The organism is Allobosea psychrotolerans (assembly GCF_002917105.1).
Lineage (GTDB): Bacteria > Pseudomonadota > Alphaproteobacteria > Rhizobiales > Beijerinckiaceae > Allobosea > Allobosea psychrotolerans.
This window is the reverse complement of record NZ_PQFZ01000003.1, coordinates 78,654-93,324: the sequence shown is the minus strand read 5'-3', so window position 1 is coordinate 93,324 and position 14,671 is coordinate 78,654. Positions and strand designations below refer to the sequence as shown.

Sequence of the window (14,671 nt, the reverse complement as noted above, 5' to 3'; positions counted from 1 at the left end):
GGTGAGGGCGCATGAATATGACGTCCAGATGCCGCCCCGCAACCCAGGCAAAGCGCTGCCGGGAAGCCCGCAGAGAAGATCTCTGGGCAGAATCGCCCAAATCCGAGACGCTTTCGAAAGCGCCTCTTAACCCTTTCGCAACCCGCCTCTGGCTCAGTTCTCTCTCGGCAAGCCAGCCCTCTTTGCGACAAGCGTTGCGTCATGCAGGTCGATCTCTTGGCCGGAACGGCCTACGGCACGGCAGCGATGCCGCTGCGCCAACCCACCATCCTGGTTTTCGATTCCGGTCTGGGCGGGCTCACCGTCCTGGCAGAGATGACGCGCGCGCGTCCCGATGCCCGCATCGTCTATGCCGCCGACGATGCCGGCTTTCCCTATGGCCGGCTCGACGAGGCGGCACTGGTCGGGCGCGTGCTGAGCGTGATGGAGCGGCTGATCGAGCGTTGCCATCCTGATCTTGTCGTCATCGCCTGCAACACCGCCTCGACCTTGGTGCTGCCCGCCTTGCGGGCGCGTTTCAGCATTCCCTTCGTCGGCACGGTTCCGGCGATCAAGCCGGCCGCCGAGCTGACGCGCAGCCGCCTGATCTCGGTGCTGGCGACGCCCGGCACCGTTGCCCGCGACTACACCCGGGACTTGATCGCAACCTATGCCGGAGCCTGCCACGTCACGCTGGTCGGCTCGACGCGGCTTGCCGGCCTCGCCGAAGCGGCGCTCAAGGGCGAGGCTATAGACGACGCGTCAGTCCTGGCCGAAATCGCGCCCTGCTTCGTCGCCCGCGACGGCGCCCGCACCGATGTGGTCACGCTGTCCTGCACCCATTACCCCTTGCTGATCGAGCGGATGCGGCGGCTCGCGCCCTGGCCGGTGAACTGGATCGACCCGGCCCCGGCGGTCGCCCGGCGCGTCGCCCAGCTCCTCGGGCCGGCCATGCTCCGGCTTGCGGAACCAGGCGACGCGCCGGCGATCTTCACCAGCGGCGCCGGCATCAGCGGCCCGCTGCGCATCGCCTTGGCCGGCTACGGGCTGACGCAGATCACCATCGAGGCGATTCCGCTCACGAACTGAGAGGACTCCAACGTCGCGGCGGAACCGCTTGAAGCACCATGCGTTTTTCCCAACGCCGCTCCCGCAGCGCCGCGAAGGAGGAAAGGACATGAGAAAACTTCTTCTGATCATCGCGCTGGCATTTAGCTTCGCCCTCATCGGAGTCAGCGCGAGTTCCGAGGCTCAGGCCAAGCCGCATGGCTGGCACAAGAGCCACGGCCACCATTACGGGCACCGTCATGGCCCCCGCCGGCATTATGGCTGGCATCGCGGCCATCATTACGGCTGGTACAAACACCATCGCCACCACCGTTACGGCCATTGGCGCGGCTATTACTGGTGAGGTGCCGGGGCGCCGCCCAGCGGTACGGATTTGACTTCACACCGGCCTTGAGCCTATAGGGCTCCCGTCGCGCGGGTCCATCCAGGGCCCGCGTGGCTTTTTCCGCACCCGTGATCCGCTCTCAGGAGCCGGATCTGTCGCCCCGGAGATGGGGAGCAGGAGGGCGCGGTCCTCACTCGCGAACCTAGAGGACACGCGAAACATGACCAAGCGCCACGAGGCGAAGTACAAGATTGACCGCCGTCTCGGTCAGAACATCTGGGGCCGCCCGAAGTCCCCGGTCAACCGCCGCGAATACGGCCCCGGCCAGCACGGCCAGCGCCGCAAGGGCAAGCCTTCCGATTTCGGCACGCAGCTGCGCGCCAAGCAGAAGCTCAAGGGCTATTACGGCTCGATCTCCGAGAAGCAGTTCCGCCGCTACTACGCCGAGGCGATCCGCCTCAAGGGCGATTCGGGCGAGAACCTGATCGGCCTGCTCGAGCGCCGCCTGGACGCCGTGATCTACCGCGCCAAGTTCGTGGCGACGGTCTTCGCCGCCCGCCAGTTCGTCAATCACGGCCACGTCACGGTCAACGGCAAGCGCGTCAACATCTCGTCCTACCAGGTCAAGCCGGGCGACGTGATCGCGGTCAAGGAGAGCTCGCGCCAGCTCGCCATCGTGATCGAAGCGGCCGCTCTGGCCGAGCGCGACGTGCCCGACTACATCGAGGCCGACCACAACAAGTCGACCGCCACCTTCACCCGCACGCCGACCCTGACGGACGTGCCCTATGCGGTGCAGATGGAACCGAACCTGGTCATCGAGTTCTACTCGCGCTGATTCAGTTTCGCAGAGCCGGGCCGCAAGCGCCTGGCGGGATTCACGAAAGGGCGGCTCGCAAGAGCCGCCCTTTCTGTATTTTATCCCCCGAAGCCAGCGAAGCGCGGCGCCAGCGATCCAGCCTATCGCTGAAGCGCCGGGTCGATGCCGGCCCAGGCGGGATACCCGGCCGGGTTCTCGTTCCAGAACAGGATGTCGTCGAGCAGGATCGTCTGGGCCGTCCCAGGCAGCCCAAGACCAGCCGCCGCCCCGGCCCAAGGGACGCGGCGTTCAGGCGGGCTCACAGATGCGAGCCGGCCTCGTCGCGAAAGCAATAGCAGCCGACGCAGAGGCCGCCGATCAGGATCGAGATCGCATAAGGCCCCAAGAGGCACAAAACGAAGACCGAGCCGATGAAGCTCCGCATCCCCCATGCCAACCATGTCGCCCTCATGGTCACCTCCTCGCAATGGATTTACTGCTGAAACGTAAATGCGAAGCGGTGAATTCAACTTAAACAAGTATGGTGAATCGCGGGCCCGTCGATTTTACCTGTTGTCAGCGATGTTCGCCTTCCCCTCCGCCGGCAGTGCCGCATAATTTTACCAGGCCTCGCCGGCCCTGATTCGGGAAAGGACGACCATGATGAAGACGCTGCTCGCCGCCCTCGCCTTGACCTGTCTCTCCAGCCTTGCCCAGGCGCAAAGCTGCGCAGTCCAGGCCAGCGACAAGAAGCTCAACGGCGCCGCCAAGACCAGCTTCCTGACGAAATGCGAGAAGGATGCCGGGGCGGCTTGCGACAAGCAGGCGGCGGAGAAGAAGCTCGCCGGCGCGGCCAAGGCCAGCTTCACCAAGAAATGCGTCTCGGACGCCGCTGGCACCTGAGACCGCCCGCACTGCTGCGCCAGCGCCCAGAGAGTCAGTCCGCCGTGCTGCTCTCCCAGGTGGCGTGCTTGACGGCGGGCAGCAATTCGAGGCGCTCGACCACATTGTCGAGTTCCTTGCGGTCGATCGCCGTGCTGATCAGCTTGGCGATCACTTCGACCGTATCGTCGCCGCGCTCGGTCGTCGTGATGTCGCTGACCGGGTATTGCGCCGCCTCGAGATGCTCGACGAGCGCTTCGCGGACCACGGCCAAGGAGAGCGGATCGGTGGTCACGACGACCTCATAGGTCGCCTCCGAATTCTGCTCGTTCAGCGGAATCCGGTTGATGGCGTTGACCAGCGGCCGCAGCAGCGTATTCCCCGCGATGACGAAGACCGTGATCAGGGCCGCCTCAGCGACCATGTCGGCTCCGGCGCAGGCGCCGACCGCTGCCGAACACCAGAGCGTGGCGGCCGTGTTGAGGCCGCGCACATTCATGCCTTCCTTCATGATCACGCCGGCACCGAGGAAACCGATGCCGGAGACGACATAGGCGATGACCCGGATCGCACCTGACGTGCCGTCGAGACGCATGGCGAGATCGACGAAGGCCGCCGCCCCCAGTGCAACCAGCGCCGTCGTTCGCAGGCCCGCGGTGCGCTGGCGGTACTGGCGCTCGGCGCCGATCAGGACGCCAAGACCGAACGCCGCGGTGAGGCTGACGACCGTATCGAGGAACGGCAGCAGCTCGAAGGTCTGGATGAAACGCAAGCCTGGTGCCTCCCGCACAGCTTCGCGCGTTCAATTGCATTGCAGCCCACGGCCGGCAAGAGCTGGCCGTGGGCTGTCATGACAAGTCCCCGGAGAGGGCCTATGGGTCGCCTCAGCCGCGACGCTCGCGCCAATCGTCCCGCCAACGGCGCGGACCATGGTCGTCATCGTCACGGCCACCACCGCGGTGCTCCTCGAAACGCTCGCGCATGCGGTGCATCATGCCGCGCCCCTCGGCCATCGCTTCACGCACGGCGCGGCGGGCGACCGTCTTCTGCTCGTCGCTGAGCGTCGTCCAGAGCGGGCGGACGACGTCGGCGAGTTCCTTGGTCCGCGCGGCGCGCTCGGCCTGGCGGCTCGACATCATGTCGAGCCGCTCCATGATATCGGCGTGGCGGAAGGTCTCGCGCTGCTCGCGCATCGCCGCCCAGCCCTCGCGGCGCTTCTCGGCGCCTTTCTTGATGACATTCTCGACGGCATCGAACAACGGCACCTGCTCGGGCTTGAGCTTCATGTCGGCGCGCAGCTTGGTCAGGCGCTCGGTGAGGCGGGCCTGCATGCGCTCGGCCCACTGCTCGCGGAATTCGCCGCGCCGGTCGTCGCGCGAATCGCTGCGCTCCTGCTGCGGGCGATCATGGTCGGGACCTCCGGCGGGAGGCAACGGCTGCGGCTGGGCCAGCGCAAGCGAGGCCGTGATGGCGGCAGCGGCCGAAGCTGCGATCAGGGCAATGCGTTTCATCTTGATCTCCCATGACACGAAACGAATATCTGGCACGAAACGAGTATCGGTCGCTGAGCGGGTCTCGAAGCCGGTTCACGATGGTCGCAAGGTGACGCCGCAGGCGTGACCCGGCGATGGCGCAAGCATGAAAAGATCGTAATGTGGGCAGGCTCGGCACGGAAGTCCCGTTCTCCGACGAGAGCGCCTTCAAGAAAATCTGGCACCGGTTCGCGTGAAGAAAACCCGTTAAAACAATGACATAGCCTGAAATCCGACCTTGATGCGCAATCTCATCACCGATGTTCGCGGCCTCCTCGTCGGCAATGCGCAGGACCCTCACGCTGCTACCGGCGTTACGGTCGCTCTGTTCGAGCGCCCCAGCATAGCCTCGATCGCCGTGCTCGGCGGCGCACCCGGCACACGCGACACCGCGCTGCTGGAGCCGGAGATGACGGTGGAGCATATCGACGCGATCGTGCTCTCGGGTGGCTCGGCCTGGGGGCTGGCCGCAGCCGATGGCGTGATGGCAGGGCTCGCTGCAAGGCAGCGCGGCTTTCAGATCGGCAGCCTGCGCGTGCCGCTCGTGCCGCAAGCAATCCTGTTCGACCTGCTCAATGGCGGCGAGAAGCCCTGGGCCAAAGACGGCGCAAGCGAGCCGCCCTATCGCGCTCTCGGACGCAGCGCGCTCGATGCGGCAGCGGGCGATTTCGCACTCGGCACTGCCGGCGCGGGCTATGGCGCCAGCACTGTCAATCTCAAGGGCGGCCTCGGCTCAGCCAGCGCGCGGGCGGCGACGGGGCAGATCGTCGGAGCGCTGGTTGCCGTCAATGCGGTCGGCACGGCGACGATCGGCAAGGGGCCGCATTTCTGGGCCGCGCCCTATGAGCAGGGCGATGAATTCGGCGGGCTCAGTTGGCCCGCCGCGATCACCTCCGTCGACAACGCGGTCCGGTTCAAGGGTGGCCCCGGCCAGAACACCACGATCGCGCTGGTCGCGACTGACGCCGCCTTGACCAAGGCCCAGGCCAAGCGGCTGGCGCTCGCAGCCCATGACGGCCTTGCCCGCGCCCTGAGGCCGGCCCATGGCGCGCTTGACGGCGATATCGTCTTCGCCGCGGCCACCGGCCATGCCGGGGCTCCGTCCGACGCCTTTGCGCTGACCGAGCTTTGCGCCGCGGCTGCCGACGTGCTGGCGCGCGCCGTCGCACGCGGCGTCCATGCCGCGACCGCCCTGCCTTTTCCCGGCGCGAAGCCGGCCTGGCGCGACCTGTTCGGGAACCGATAGCCGAAGCAGCACGCCGGCAACCTCGAGGAGATACCGATGGCCAGCGTCAGATATCTTGTGAACGACGTGGATGAAGCCGTCGCGTTCTACAGGGACAAGCTGTCCTTCGTACTGAAGCAGCAGTTCGGCCCGGCCATGGCGATCCTTGAGAGCGAGGGCCTGACCTTGTGGCTCGCCGGTCCCCTCGCATCCGCCTCCAGACCGATGCCGGATGGTCGCAAGCCCGAGCCCGGCGGCTGGAACCGCTTCGTCCTGGAAGTCAGTGACCTGCCAGCCCTGGTCGAAGGGCTGCGCGCACAAGGCGTGCCGTTCCGCAACGCCATCGTCGAGGGTCCAGGCGGTCGCCAGATCCTGTGCGAGGACCCTTCGGGTAATGTGATCGAGCTTTTCCAACGCGCCTGACCGGCGGCGCGGCGCGGTCAGCCTGACGCGCCCGGAAGGGCGTATTTATTTCCGTATGCGCTCGACAGGTTTACGTCTTGGAAAGTCAGAGAGCCACACAGTTCAATCACTGGTTGCAACAACGCTGCCTGGGGGATCGCCTCACGGCAGTACCGTGCAACCGTCGGGAAAAGGCAGTGGTATGCGTGAGATCGCCTTTGGCGCCGTCTTCAGCCTCGTCATCGCGATCGGAGCCTTTCTCATCGCCGCCTGGCCCGTACCGGGCCGCCCGGTCGCGGCCTATTTCCGGGCGGGAACATCGGCCGCGCAGGTCGCAGGCTCCGTCGCCCAGGCCGGCGGCAACCTGCTGCAGTTCGGCCCTACGCCTGCCCTCGTCATCAGCCTCAGCGGCCGGCCCGGCTACGCTGCCCAGCTCTACCGATCCGGCGCCTGGCTGGTGATCGACGGCGAACTGGCGCGCCTGTGCGCGGGTGAGGCCTGGCAGGCCCGGACATGACGGATGTCGAGCGGTTCAGGGCGCGTTTCGCCTATGTGATCATCGCCGTGCTCTGGAGCAACGCGGTACTGCTGGCATTTGCGGGCCGATTGGGACGAGCCAACAATCCCGATCAGATCGTGGCTGCCGGCATCGCGCTTGCGGCGTTCACGACCCTGGTCTGGTGGGCTTGCGGCACCGGCTGGATAACCCGGCAGATCAGCTCGATCACGTCGCTCGGCCAGGTCATGCTGCTGGTCTACACCTTCTCCGGACATCCCTATCAGTCCGACATGCACATGTATTTCTTCGCCATATTGGCGGTGCTGGCGGGCTGGCTCGACTGGCGGGTTTTCGTCCCCGCCTCGCTTGCTGTCGCAGCGCATCATGCCGTGCTGAGCGTCGTCTATCCGCTCGGGGTTTTTCCCAACGGCAATAGTTTCGACCGCGTCCTGCTGCACGCCGTCATCGTCGTCGTACAGGCGCTGGCGCTGAGCTGGACCGTCGCCTCCCTCAGAGCCGCCCTGGAGACCTCGGAGACGGAAAAGCAGGAGGCGACCGCAGCCAGGCGCGCGGCCGAGGATGCCCGCCATGAGGCCGCCGCCACGACTCAGGAGGCCGCCCAGGAGCGCAAGGCGATGCTCTATGCGGTCGCCGAGGATTTCGAGCACAAGATCGCCGGCATCGCCAAGGACGTGATCGCCTCGGTCAGGACCCTGCGCACGGCTTCGCAGCAGATGCAGGCCGGAGCTTCCGAGGTGGCGGAACGGGCCGGCGCCGCCTTTCTGTCCTCGCACCAGACCTCGTCCAATGTCGTCGCCATCACTAACGCCACCTCCGAGCTCGCGACCTCCTTCGGCGAAATCGACAAGCAGGTCGGCAAGACCACCCGCATCGTCGGCGCGACGACCTCCAAGGCCAAGACCGTGCTCGCCACGGTCAACCATCTCTCGACCAAGGCTGAGGATGTCGGCAACATCGTCGGCATGATCTCGACGATCGCGGAGCATACCAATCTGCTCGCGCTCAACGCCGCGATCGAAGCCGCGCGTTTCGGTCGATCCGGCGGTGGTTTCACGGTCGTCGCGCAGGAGATCAAGACACTCGCGAACCAGACCTCGCGGGCCACGGACGAGATCCAGGGCCAGATCGAAGCGATCCGCAGCTCGAGCGAGGACGCCATCCGCGCGATCGACGCCATGAACGCGACGATCGGCTCGCTGAACGAGGTTTCGGCTGCGGTCGCGACCGTGGTGGAACAGCAGAGCGCCGCGACCGCCGGGATCGCCAGCAACATCCAGGCCGCGGCCAAGGAAACCGTATCGGCCTCCGGCAATATCGAAATCGTCAGCCGCATCGCGACCGAGACCGGCGACGCTGCCGCCTTCGTCGCCAAATCTGCTGACAGGCTGGACCGGCAATCGGCCGATCTCGGCCTCGAGGTCGCGCAGTTCCTGGATCGTATCCGCGAGGCCTGAGGAATAGCGCGCGGAACGATTTTCGCGACCCGGGGCATGTGCCAGAGCAGGATCTCGGCGAAAAACCGGTTTCCACTTTTTCGCATCCTGCTCTATGGGGCTATCATGTCGACAGATGCCTTCCTCGCGCGCTTCGGCGCGCCCGGCGCAAGCCAGCCCGATCCCGTCGCCGCTGCACAGAGCGCGATGCGCAACGCCCTGCCCCGCCGCTTCTACGAGGAGGCCGCCGTGCTGGAGCGCGACGGGCTGTTCCATGTCGCGCTCGACGGCAAGACAGCGCGCACCCCGGCACGCAACCCGCTCGCGGTAACCTCCCGCCCCGCCGCCGAGGCGCTGGCCGCCGAATGGCAGGCACAGCTCGAGACGATCGACCCCGCTCGCATGCCGCTGACGCGATTGGTCAATTCGGCACTCGACGGCGTCGTCGACCAGCAGGAGGCCGTGCGCGCCGAGATCGTGCGCTATGCCGGCAGCGACGCGCTCTGCTACCGCGCGGCCGAGCCCGACACGCTGGTCGAACGCCAGGGCGCGATCTGGAATCCGATCATCGCCGGGGTCGAGACCGCGATCGGGGGCCGCTTCGTGCTGGCCGAGGGCGTGATGTTCGCCGCCCAGCCCGCCGGCACGCTGGAGGCCGTTGCCGCCCGCGTCGCCGCGATCGCGGCGCCGCTCGCGCTCGCAGGCGCGCACAACGTCATGACGCTGACCGGCTCGACCATCCTGATGCTGGCGCTCGCCGACGGACAGCTCGATCCCGATGCGGTCTGGAACGCTGCCCATCTCGACGAGGACTACCAGATCGCGATCTGGGGCCAGGACGAGGACGCAGCCGAACGCCGCGTCATCCGCCGCCAGGAGTTCGACGCGGCAGCGCTGTTGCTGCTGCAAGGCTGAGAGCCTGATCACACCCGGCCTTGCACCAAAACGGCAGGCGCCCCGATGGACAGCCCGGCCTTCCGCCCTTAAGCCGGATAGGAACTTGGCTCGGCTCGCGGGGGCTCCATGAAAGACATTCTCGAACAGCTCGAAGACCGTCGCGACGGTGCGCGCAAGGGCGGCGGCGAACGCCGGATCGAAGCGCAGCACAAGCGTGGCAAGCTGACCGCCCGCGAGCGCATCGAACTCCTGCTCGATCGTGACTCCTTCGAGGAGTTCGACATGTTCGTGCAGCATCGCTGCGTCGATTTCGGCATGGAGAAGGGCGAGAAGATCCCCGGCGACGGCGTCGTCACGGGCTGGGGCACGGTCAATGGCCGCACCGTCTTCGTCTTCTCCAAGGATTTCACCGTCTTCGGCGGCTCGCTCTCCGAGACCCACGCCCAGAAGATCACCAAGATCCAGGATATGGCGCTGAAGATGCGCGCCCCCATCGTCGGCCTGTTCGATGCCGGCGGCGCCCGCATCCAGGAGGGCGTGGCGGCGCTCGGCGGCTATGGCGAGGTCTTCAAGCGCAATGTCGCGGCCTCGGGCGTGATCCCGCAAATCTCGGTGATCATGGGCCCCTGCGCCGGCGGCGACGTCTATTCGCCGGCGATGACCGACTTCATCTTCATGGTCCGCGATACCAGCTACATGTTCGTCACCGGCCCCGACGTGGTGAAGACCGTCACCAACGAGACCGTGACCTCTGAGGAGCTCGGCGGCGCGAAGGTCCACACCACGAAATCCTCGGTCGCCGATGGCTCCTTCGAGAACGATGTCGAGGCGCTGCTGCAGGTGCGCCGGCTGATCGACTTTCTGCCCGCCAACAACACCGCAGGCGTGCCGGAATGGCCCTCCTTCGACGTGCCGGACCGTGTCGATATGAGCTTGGACACGCTGGTGCCGGACAACCCTAACAAGCCCTACGACATCAAGGAACTGATCCTGAAGACGCTCGACGAGGGCGATTTCTTCGAGATCCAGGCCGCTTATGCCGGCAACATCGTCACCGGCTTCGGCCGCATCGAGGGCCGCACCGTCGGCGTCGTCGCCAACCAGCCCATGGTGCTGGCCGGCGTGCTCGATTCCGACGCCTCGAGGAAGGCCGCCCGCTTCGTGCGCTATTGCGACGCCTTCGAGATCCCGATCGTGACGCTGGTCGACGTGCCGGGCTTCCTGCCGGGCACGGCGCAGGAATATGGCGGGCTGATCAAGCACGGCGCAAAGCTTCTCTACGCCTATAGCGAATGCACCGTGCCGCTGGTCACGGTCATCACCCGCAAGGCCTTTGGCGGCGCCTATGACGTGATGGCGTCGAAGCATATCGGCGCCGATGTGAATTATGCCTGGCCAACCGCGCAGATCGCGGTGATGGGCGCCAAGGGCGCGGTCGAGATCATCTTCCGCGGCGGCGATGCCGAGACGATCGCGCGGCAGACCAAGGAGTATGAGGACCGCTTCATGTCGCCCTTCGTGGCGGCCGAACGCGGTTATATCGACGAGGTCATCCTGCCGCATGGAACGCGCCGCCGCATCGCCCGCGCTCTCGCCATGCTGCGCACCAAGAGCGTCGAGCGGCCCTGGCGCAAGCACGACAATATTCCGCTGTGAGAGGCGTCGCGTGCTCAGCGCGACGCCCGAAACGCCTCGTCCGTCCAGTCGAGCAGCTTGCCGAGGAAGCGTGACGCCGCCGGCATGAAGAAGCTGCCATGGTGGTAGAACGGGTCGAGCGTGGTCACGATCATGCGGCCCGGCCCGCCGCCGACATTGCGGTGATCGTAGAGGATCGAGCCGCCCTTGCCCTGCGGATCCCCCTCCGGCGTGATCTCGACCAGCGAGGTCGCGCCCGGCGGCGGCGTCAGCAGCCCGTGATAATGCCAGACCAGTTCGCCCATGCCGACATAGCGGAAGATCTCGTGCTCCGGCGCAGCGATCCGGTGGCCGGGATCGGTCCCCTTCTCCAGCCACCACCAGAAATTCGTCGGCCTGAACTCCCAGGCGACGCCCGGCGCCCAGTCCTGCGCCCGGTTTTCGCCTAGCACGATCAGCGTGCCGCCGGTCGCGAGATAGCCGAGCAGAAGCGGCCGCTTGCGCCGCAGCACCGCCGGATGAATGCGGTCGGCGACAATCAGCGCGTCACAGCCCGCAAGAGCGGCGGCATCGAGTTCTGGTGCGTATATCGTGCGGTCGAAACGTCCTGTCAGGCGTTCGCCCTCGATCGCCTCTCTATGGAAATAGGTTCCCCCCTCGAGCAGCGCCAGCATCACCAGGCCTCCATCGGGGCTGTGATCCAATCGAGCAGTTGCGGCATGATCCGGTCCGCGGTCGAGCCGGAGCCGTGATAGCCCCAGAGATCCGCCCCCGCATGGACCAATAGCCGCCCGCCAACCGCCGGCCGGCACTCGAAATCGACCGGGTGGCGGCCGGGCCCGAGACTGTTGAGGATGCGCGCGCCCGGCGGCGGCGGGTTCGAGCCGCGGCCGTAGAAGCCGGCCACGCCCCGGCGGCGCGACAGATGCTCCATCTCGACTCCCTCCCAGACCGGATGCGCCGCTTCGTGGTTCACTTCGAGATCCTCGACGCGATAGTTCGGGATCGGCGCGAAGAGATTCAGTTCGGCCAGGAAAGGATGGCCGACATGGCCGCAGACCACGATCGTTCCCCCCTGCGCCAGGAAACTTTCGAGCTGAGCCCGGCGCGAGGACAGATAGCGCTGGTCGGCATGGAGACCGATCATCAGGCCGCGAAAGGCGGTGAGATCGGTCCGCCCCAGATCGTAGAGCGGCAGCAAAGCAATGCGCGGCCCCAGGGCGAGGTCGCGGATCAGATCCTGGACGCCGCCCTCGGCCTGTTCGCAATCGAGCAGGGCGACGTCGTTCACGGCTTGAACGCCAGCGGATCGATCAGATCGGCGCGGATGTCGATCGTCTTCTGCAGCATTCCGGCCTCGACCATGAAGTGCTGGTCGCCGGCAAGGTTCTCGATGTCGCGATCGGTCATCGCCAGGGTGAAATCGTACCAGGGCAGCTGCTTGCGCGCGTCATCGGTCGAAATCTTCTGGTCCTCGGCCGCGATCTTCAAAGCCTCCTCGGGATTGTCGCGCATGAAGTCGAGCGCCTTGCGATGGGCGGCGAGATAGGCGGCCACCAGAGCGGGCTGCTCCCGCAGGAAGGCGCCGCGGACGGCGATGACCGAAATCGGCGCGATCAGCCCCTCCCCGCTCGCGAGGATGCGCCCACCGGCCGCCTCGACCTGCAGCGCATTGGCGCCGGCCAGCGTCGCAGCATCGACCTTGCCGGCGAGCAGTGCGGCGCGCGCGGCCGGCAGGTCCATGTTGAGATACTCGACATCGGTCAGCTTCATGCCCCGGGAAGCGAGCGCCGCCGCGAGGAGCTGGTTGAGCGTCGTGCCCTTCGGCCCGGCAACGCTCTTGCCCTTGAGCGCCTCGATGCTGCCGGGGCCATTCGCACCGGTCATCACAAAGAAGGCCTTGGGCGAGCGCGAATAGGCGGCGATGACCTTGAGGTCGATGCCGTTGGCACGACCGAGGATAGCCGAGGTGCCGCCGAGCACGCTGGCGATATCGATGGCGCCGGCCGCCAGCGCCTGAATCTGCGCACCGCCCGAGGTGATCTCCGGATTCTCCGTCTTGACGCCGAGCGCACCGAAAGCCTCGTCGAGGAAGCCCTTCTTGCGCATGATGATCGAGGGCACGTTGAAGGGCGAGGTGACATAGGTCACGCGGACGCTTGCCGGCTTGTCAGCGGCATCGGCGGCGATCATCGACGATGTCGCGAGCATTGCCACGGCGAGGTAGAGCTTCAGAAGTCTCATGGCACGGTTTCCTTGAGGTGAGAATTCGGCCCCGTTTCGAGCAGCCGCTCCAGCACGGTGCGGCGATGGGCGAGCAGAGCGGGATCGGTGGCGTCGCGCGGATAGGGCAGATCGACCCTATGCAGGCCAACGAGCCGACCCTCGGAGAGTTCGGCGACCGCCTGCCCCAGCAGCACGGCTTCCTCGACATCATGCGTGACGAAAACGATCGTCGTGCCGCGCGCCCGCCAGATCTCGACCAGCTCCATCTGCAAGCTGCGGCGGGTGAAAGCGTCGAGCGCGCCGAAAGGCTCATCGAGCAGCAACAGATCGGGTTCGAGCACCAGGGCGCGCGCAAGCGCGACGCGCTGGGCCATGCCGCCGGACAACTGGTCCGGCATCGCCTCGGCGAAGCCGGACAAGCCGACGAGTTGCAGCGCCTCGGTGACGCGGCGCATCAGCGCCCCCTTGTCGAGGCGGCCCACGAGGCCCAGGCCGACATTGCCGGCGACGCTGAGCCAAGGCATCAGCCGCGGCTCCTGGAAGACATAGCCGATGCGGGGGCGACCACCGCCCTCGAAATGCAGTTCGCCGTCGCTCGGTTCCGCCAGCCCGGCCAGCAGCCGCAGCAGCGTGGTCTTGCCGCAGCCGCTGCGCCCGACGATGGTGGTGAAGCCACCGCGAGGCAGGCTGAGATCAACGCCCTCCAGCGCCGCGAACGCCCGCTCGCCGACCGTATAGCGCAGGCCGAGATTGCGCGCTTCAAACACGGCCGAGCTCCAGCTGCGAGCGCAGCCACGGTGCCGATCTGCGCAAGGCGCAGCGCGCCAGCGCATCGGCGATAAGCCCGAGCACGCCGATGACCAGCACGCCGACGAGCACGATGTCGGTCCGCGCCATGTTTTGGGCGTCGATGATCAGATAGCCGAGCCCCGCACTCGAAGCGATCAGTTCAGCCCCGACCAGCGCCCGCCAGCTGTAGCCGAGCGCAATCCGCAGCCCGACCACCAGCGCTGGCAGGGACGCCGGCAGAACGATGCGCGTCAGGATCTCCCCCCGGCTCAGGCCGCAGATGCGCCCGACCTCGATCAGCTTCGGATCAGCTTGGGCGATCCCGCCGAGCGCTCCGAGAAAGATCGGAAAGAAGCAGGACAGTACGATGACGCCGACCTTCTGCACCTCGCCGATGCCGAGCCAGAGAATCAACAGCGGCAACAGCGCCAACGGCGGAATCTGGCGCAGGAATTCGAGCGCGGGCTCGCAGAAGGAGCGCAGACGCGGCAACAGCCCAAAAAGCAGCGCCAGCGGCAGCGCGAGAATTACCGATAATCCGTAGCCGAGGCCGACGCGCTGCAGGCTGATCGCGGCGTGTTTGGCGAGCGAACCATCCTGGATGAGCTGCCAGCCGGCCTGTGCCACCGTAAACGGCCCCGGCAGTAGAAATGGCGACACGAAGCCGGTCGCGCTGGTCGCGAACCAGGCAAGCCCCAAAACCCCAAAGACAAGGAATCCACTGAAAGCCGGCATATCTGAACAAAGGGACCTGCCTGACACGCGACATCCGCGACGGCGAGCGAAGCCCTAACGGCGATATCAGTAAAAATCCAACATAAACTTCAATTCCGAATATTATTTACTTGCAATAAACAAGATGTAGGCCAAGAATTATAACAATTACAAACTTGAGCGGAAGATCCGAGAGATAGAACAGGTCCGCGATCCTAGCTTACTCCGCAGTCTCCGGCCGGAGG

The 14,671-nt window shown here is 66.2% G+C and carries 19 protein-coding genes; 10 read left to right on the top strand and 9 right to left on the bottom strand.

Features of this window, described 5'->3' with window-relative positions; genetic code table 11:
* Positions 1-201: 201 nt before the first annotated feature.
* From murI to rpsD, 3 genes are all read left to right on the top strand, one after another.
* Entirely contained in the window at positions 202-1,068 is an 867-nt protein-coding gene (gene murI, locus CYD53_RS06025) for a glutamate racemase (protein ID WP_103717220.1), read from the top strand.
* Between the two features lie 88 nt (positions 1,069-1,156).
* A complete protein-coding gene (locus CYD53_RS06020; protein ID WP_103717219.1) occupies positions 1,157-1,390 on the top strand; it encodes a hypothetical protein in 234 nt (77 codons plus the stop codon).
* Between the two features lie 202 nt (positions 1,391-1,592).
* On the top strand, positions 1,593-2,210 hold the full coding sequence (rpsD, locus tag CYD53_RS06015; RefSeq protein ID WP_092173605.1) for a 30S ribosomal protein S4: 618 nt from the start codon (positions 1,593-1,595) through the stop codon (positions 2,208-2,210).
* Positions 2,211-2,332: 122 nt separating this feature from the next.
* Here rpsD and CYD53_RS30165 read toward each other — a convergent pair whose 3' ends face one another.
* Both CYD53_RS30165 and CYD53_RS30160 read right to left on the bottom strand, forming a co-directional pair.
* The gene (locus CYD53_RS30165; RefSeq protein WP_181011731.1) at positions 2,333-2,494 is read right to left on the bottom strand and encodes a hypothetical protein; all 162 of its coding nucleotides are present in this window, start codon (positions 2,492-2,494) and stop codon (positions 2,333-2,335) included.
* On the bottom strand, positions 2,491-2,643 hold the full coding sequence (locus tag CYD53_RS30160) for a hypothetical protein (RefSeq protein ID WP_181011730.1): 153 nt from the start codon (positions 2,641-2,643) through the stop codon (positions 2,491-2,493). The genes CYD53_RS30165 and CYD53_RS30160 overlap by 4 nt, the downstream gene beginning before the upstream one ends.
* A 191-nt stretch (positions 2,644-2,834) precedes the next feature.
* Between CYD53_RS30160 and CYD53_RS06010 the strand changes: the two genes are divergently transcribed.
* Positions 2,835-3,074 carry a hypothetical protein gene (locus CYD53_RS06010; RefSeq protein WP_245928109.1) on the top strand — a complete coding sequence of 80 codons (240 nt, stop codon included), beginning with the start codon at positions 2,835-2,837 and terminating at the stop codon, positions 3,072-3,074.
* 34 nt (positions 3,075-3,108) lie between these two features.
* On the opposite strand, the gene CYD53_RS06005 is transcribed toward CYD53_RS06010, so the two are convergent.
* Positions 3,109-3,825: an MgtC/SapB family protein gene (locus tag CYD53_RS06005; RefSeq protein ID WP_103717217.1), complete on the bottom strand. Its 717-nt coding sequence runs from the start codon at positions 3,823-3,825 to the stop codon at positions 3,109-3,111.
* 112 nt (positions 3,826-3,937) lie between these two features.
* Positions 3,938-4,564, bottom strand: coding sequence for a Spy/CpxP family protein refolding chaperone (locus tag CYD53_RS06000; protein WP_103717216.1), 627 nt, complete (start codon positions 4,562-4,564; stop codon positions 3,938-3,940).
* A gap of 262 nt (positions 4,565-4,826) precedes the next feature.
* On the opposite strand from CYD53_RS06000, the gene CYD53_RS05995 reads away from it, so the two are divergent.
* From CYD53_RS05995 to CYD53_RS05970, 6 genes are all read left to right on the top strand, one after another.
* Positions 4,827-5,831 (top strand): P1 family peptidase, encoded by a 1,005-nt coding sequence (locus CYD53_RS05995; RefSeq protein ID WP_103717215.1) that lies wholly within the window; start codon positions 4,827-4,829, stop codon positions 5,829-5,831.
* A gap of 36 nt (positions 5,832-5,867) precedes the next feature.
* On the top strand, positions 5,868-6,233 hold the full coding sequence (locus CYD53_RS05990; protein WP_103717214.1) for a VOC family protein: 366 nt from the start codon (positions 5,868-5,870) through the stop codon (positions 6,231-6,233).
* 181 nt (positions 6,234-6,414) lie between these two features.
* Positions 6,415-6,729, top strand: coding sequence for a hypothetical protein (locus tag CYD53_RS05985; RefSeq protein WP_103717213.1), 315 nt, complete (start codon positions 6,415-6,417; stop codon positions 6,727-6,729).
* Complete coding sequence (locus CYD53_RS05980) at positions 6,726-8,186, top strand: methyl-accepting chemotaxis protein (protein WP_103717212.1); 1,461 nt, start codon at positions 6,726-6,728, stop codon at positions 8,184-8,186. The genes CYD53_RS05985 and CYD53_RS05980 overlap by 4 nt, the downstream gene beginning before the upstream one ends.
* 105 nt (positions 8,187-8,291) lie before the next feature.
* Entirely contained in the window at positions 8,292-9,080 is a 789-nt protein-coding gene (locus tag CYD53_RS05975; protein ID WP_103717541.1) for an ATP12 family chaperone protein, read from the top strand.
* A 108-nt stretch (positions 9,081-9,188) separates the two neighbouring features.
* Positions 9,189-10,718 (top strand): acyl-CoA carboxylase subunit beta, encoded by a 1,530-nt coding sequence (locus CYD53_RS05970; RefSeq protein WP_103717211.1) that lies wholly within the window; start codon positions 9,189-9,191, stop codon positions 10,716-10,718.
* Between the two features lie 14 nt (positions 10,719-10,732).
* Here CYD53_RS05970 and CYD53_RS05965 read toward each other — a convergent pair whose 3' ends face one another.
* From CYD53_RS05965 to CYD53_RS05945, 5 genes are read right to left on the bottom strand one after another with little or no spacing between them, the layout of a single operon-like run.
* Complete coding sequence (locus CYD53_RS05965; protein WP_245928108.1) at positions 10,733-11,371, bottom strand: hypothetical protein; 639 nt, start codon at positions 11,369-11,371, stop codon at positions 10,733-10,735.
* Positions 11,371-11,988, bottom strand: coding sequence for a hypothetical protein (locus tag CYD53_RS05960; protein ID WP_103717209.1), 618 nt, complete (start codon positions 11,986-11,988; stop codon positions 11,371-11,373). Before CYD53_RS05960 ends, CYD53_RS05965 begins: the two co-directional genes overlap by 1 nt.
* Positions 11,985-12,941, bottom strand: a complete 957-nt coding sequence (locus CYD53_RS05955) for an ABC transporter substrate-binding protein (protein WP_103717208.1) — start codon at positions 12,939-12,941, stop codon at positions 11,985-11,987. The genes CYD53_RS05960 and CYD53_RS05955 overlap by 4 nt, the downstream gene beginning before the upstream one ends.
* Positions 12,938-13,690, bottom strand: a complete 753-nt coding sequence (locus tag CYD53_RS05950; RefSeq protein WP_210202294.1) for an ABC transporter ATP-binding protein — start codon at positions 13,688-13,690, stop codon at positions 12,938-12,940. The genes CYD53_RS05955 and CYD53_RS05950 overlap by 4 nt, the downstream gene beginning before the upstream one ends.
* Complete coding sequence (locus tag CYD53_RS05945; protein WP_245928107.1) at positions 13,683-14,372, bottom strand: ABC transporter permease; 690 nt, start codon at positions 14,370-14,372, stop codon at positions 13,683-13,685. Before CYD53_RS05945 ends, CYD53_RS05950 begins: the two co-directional genes overlap by 8 nt.
* Positions 14,373-14,671: the final 299 nt, after the last annotated feature.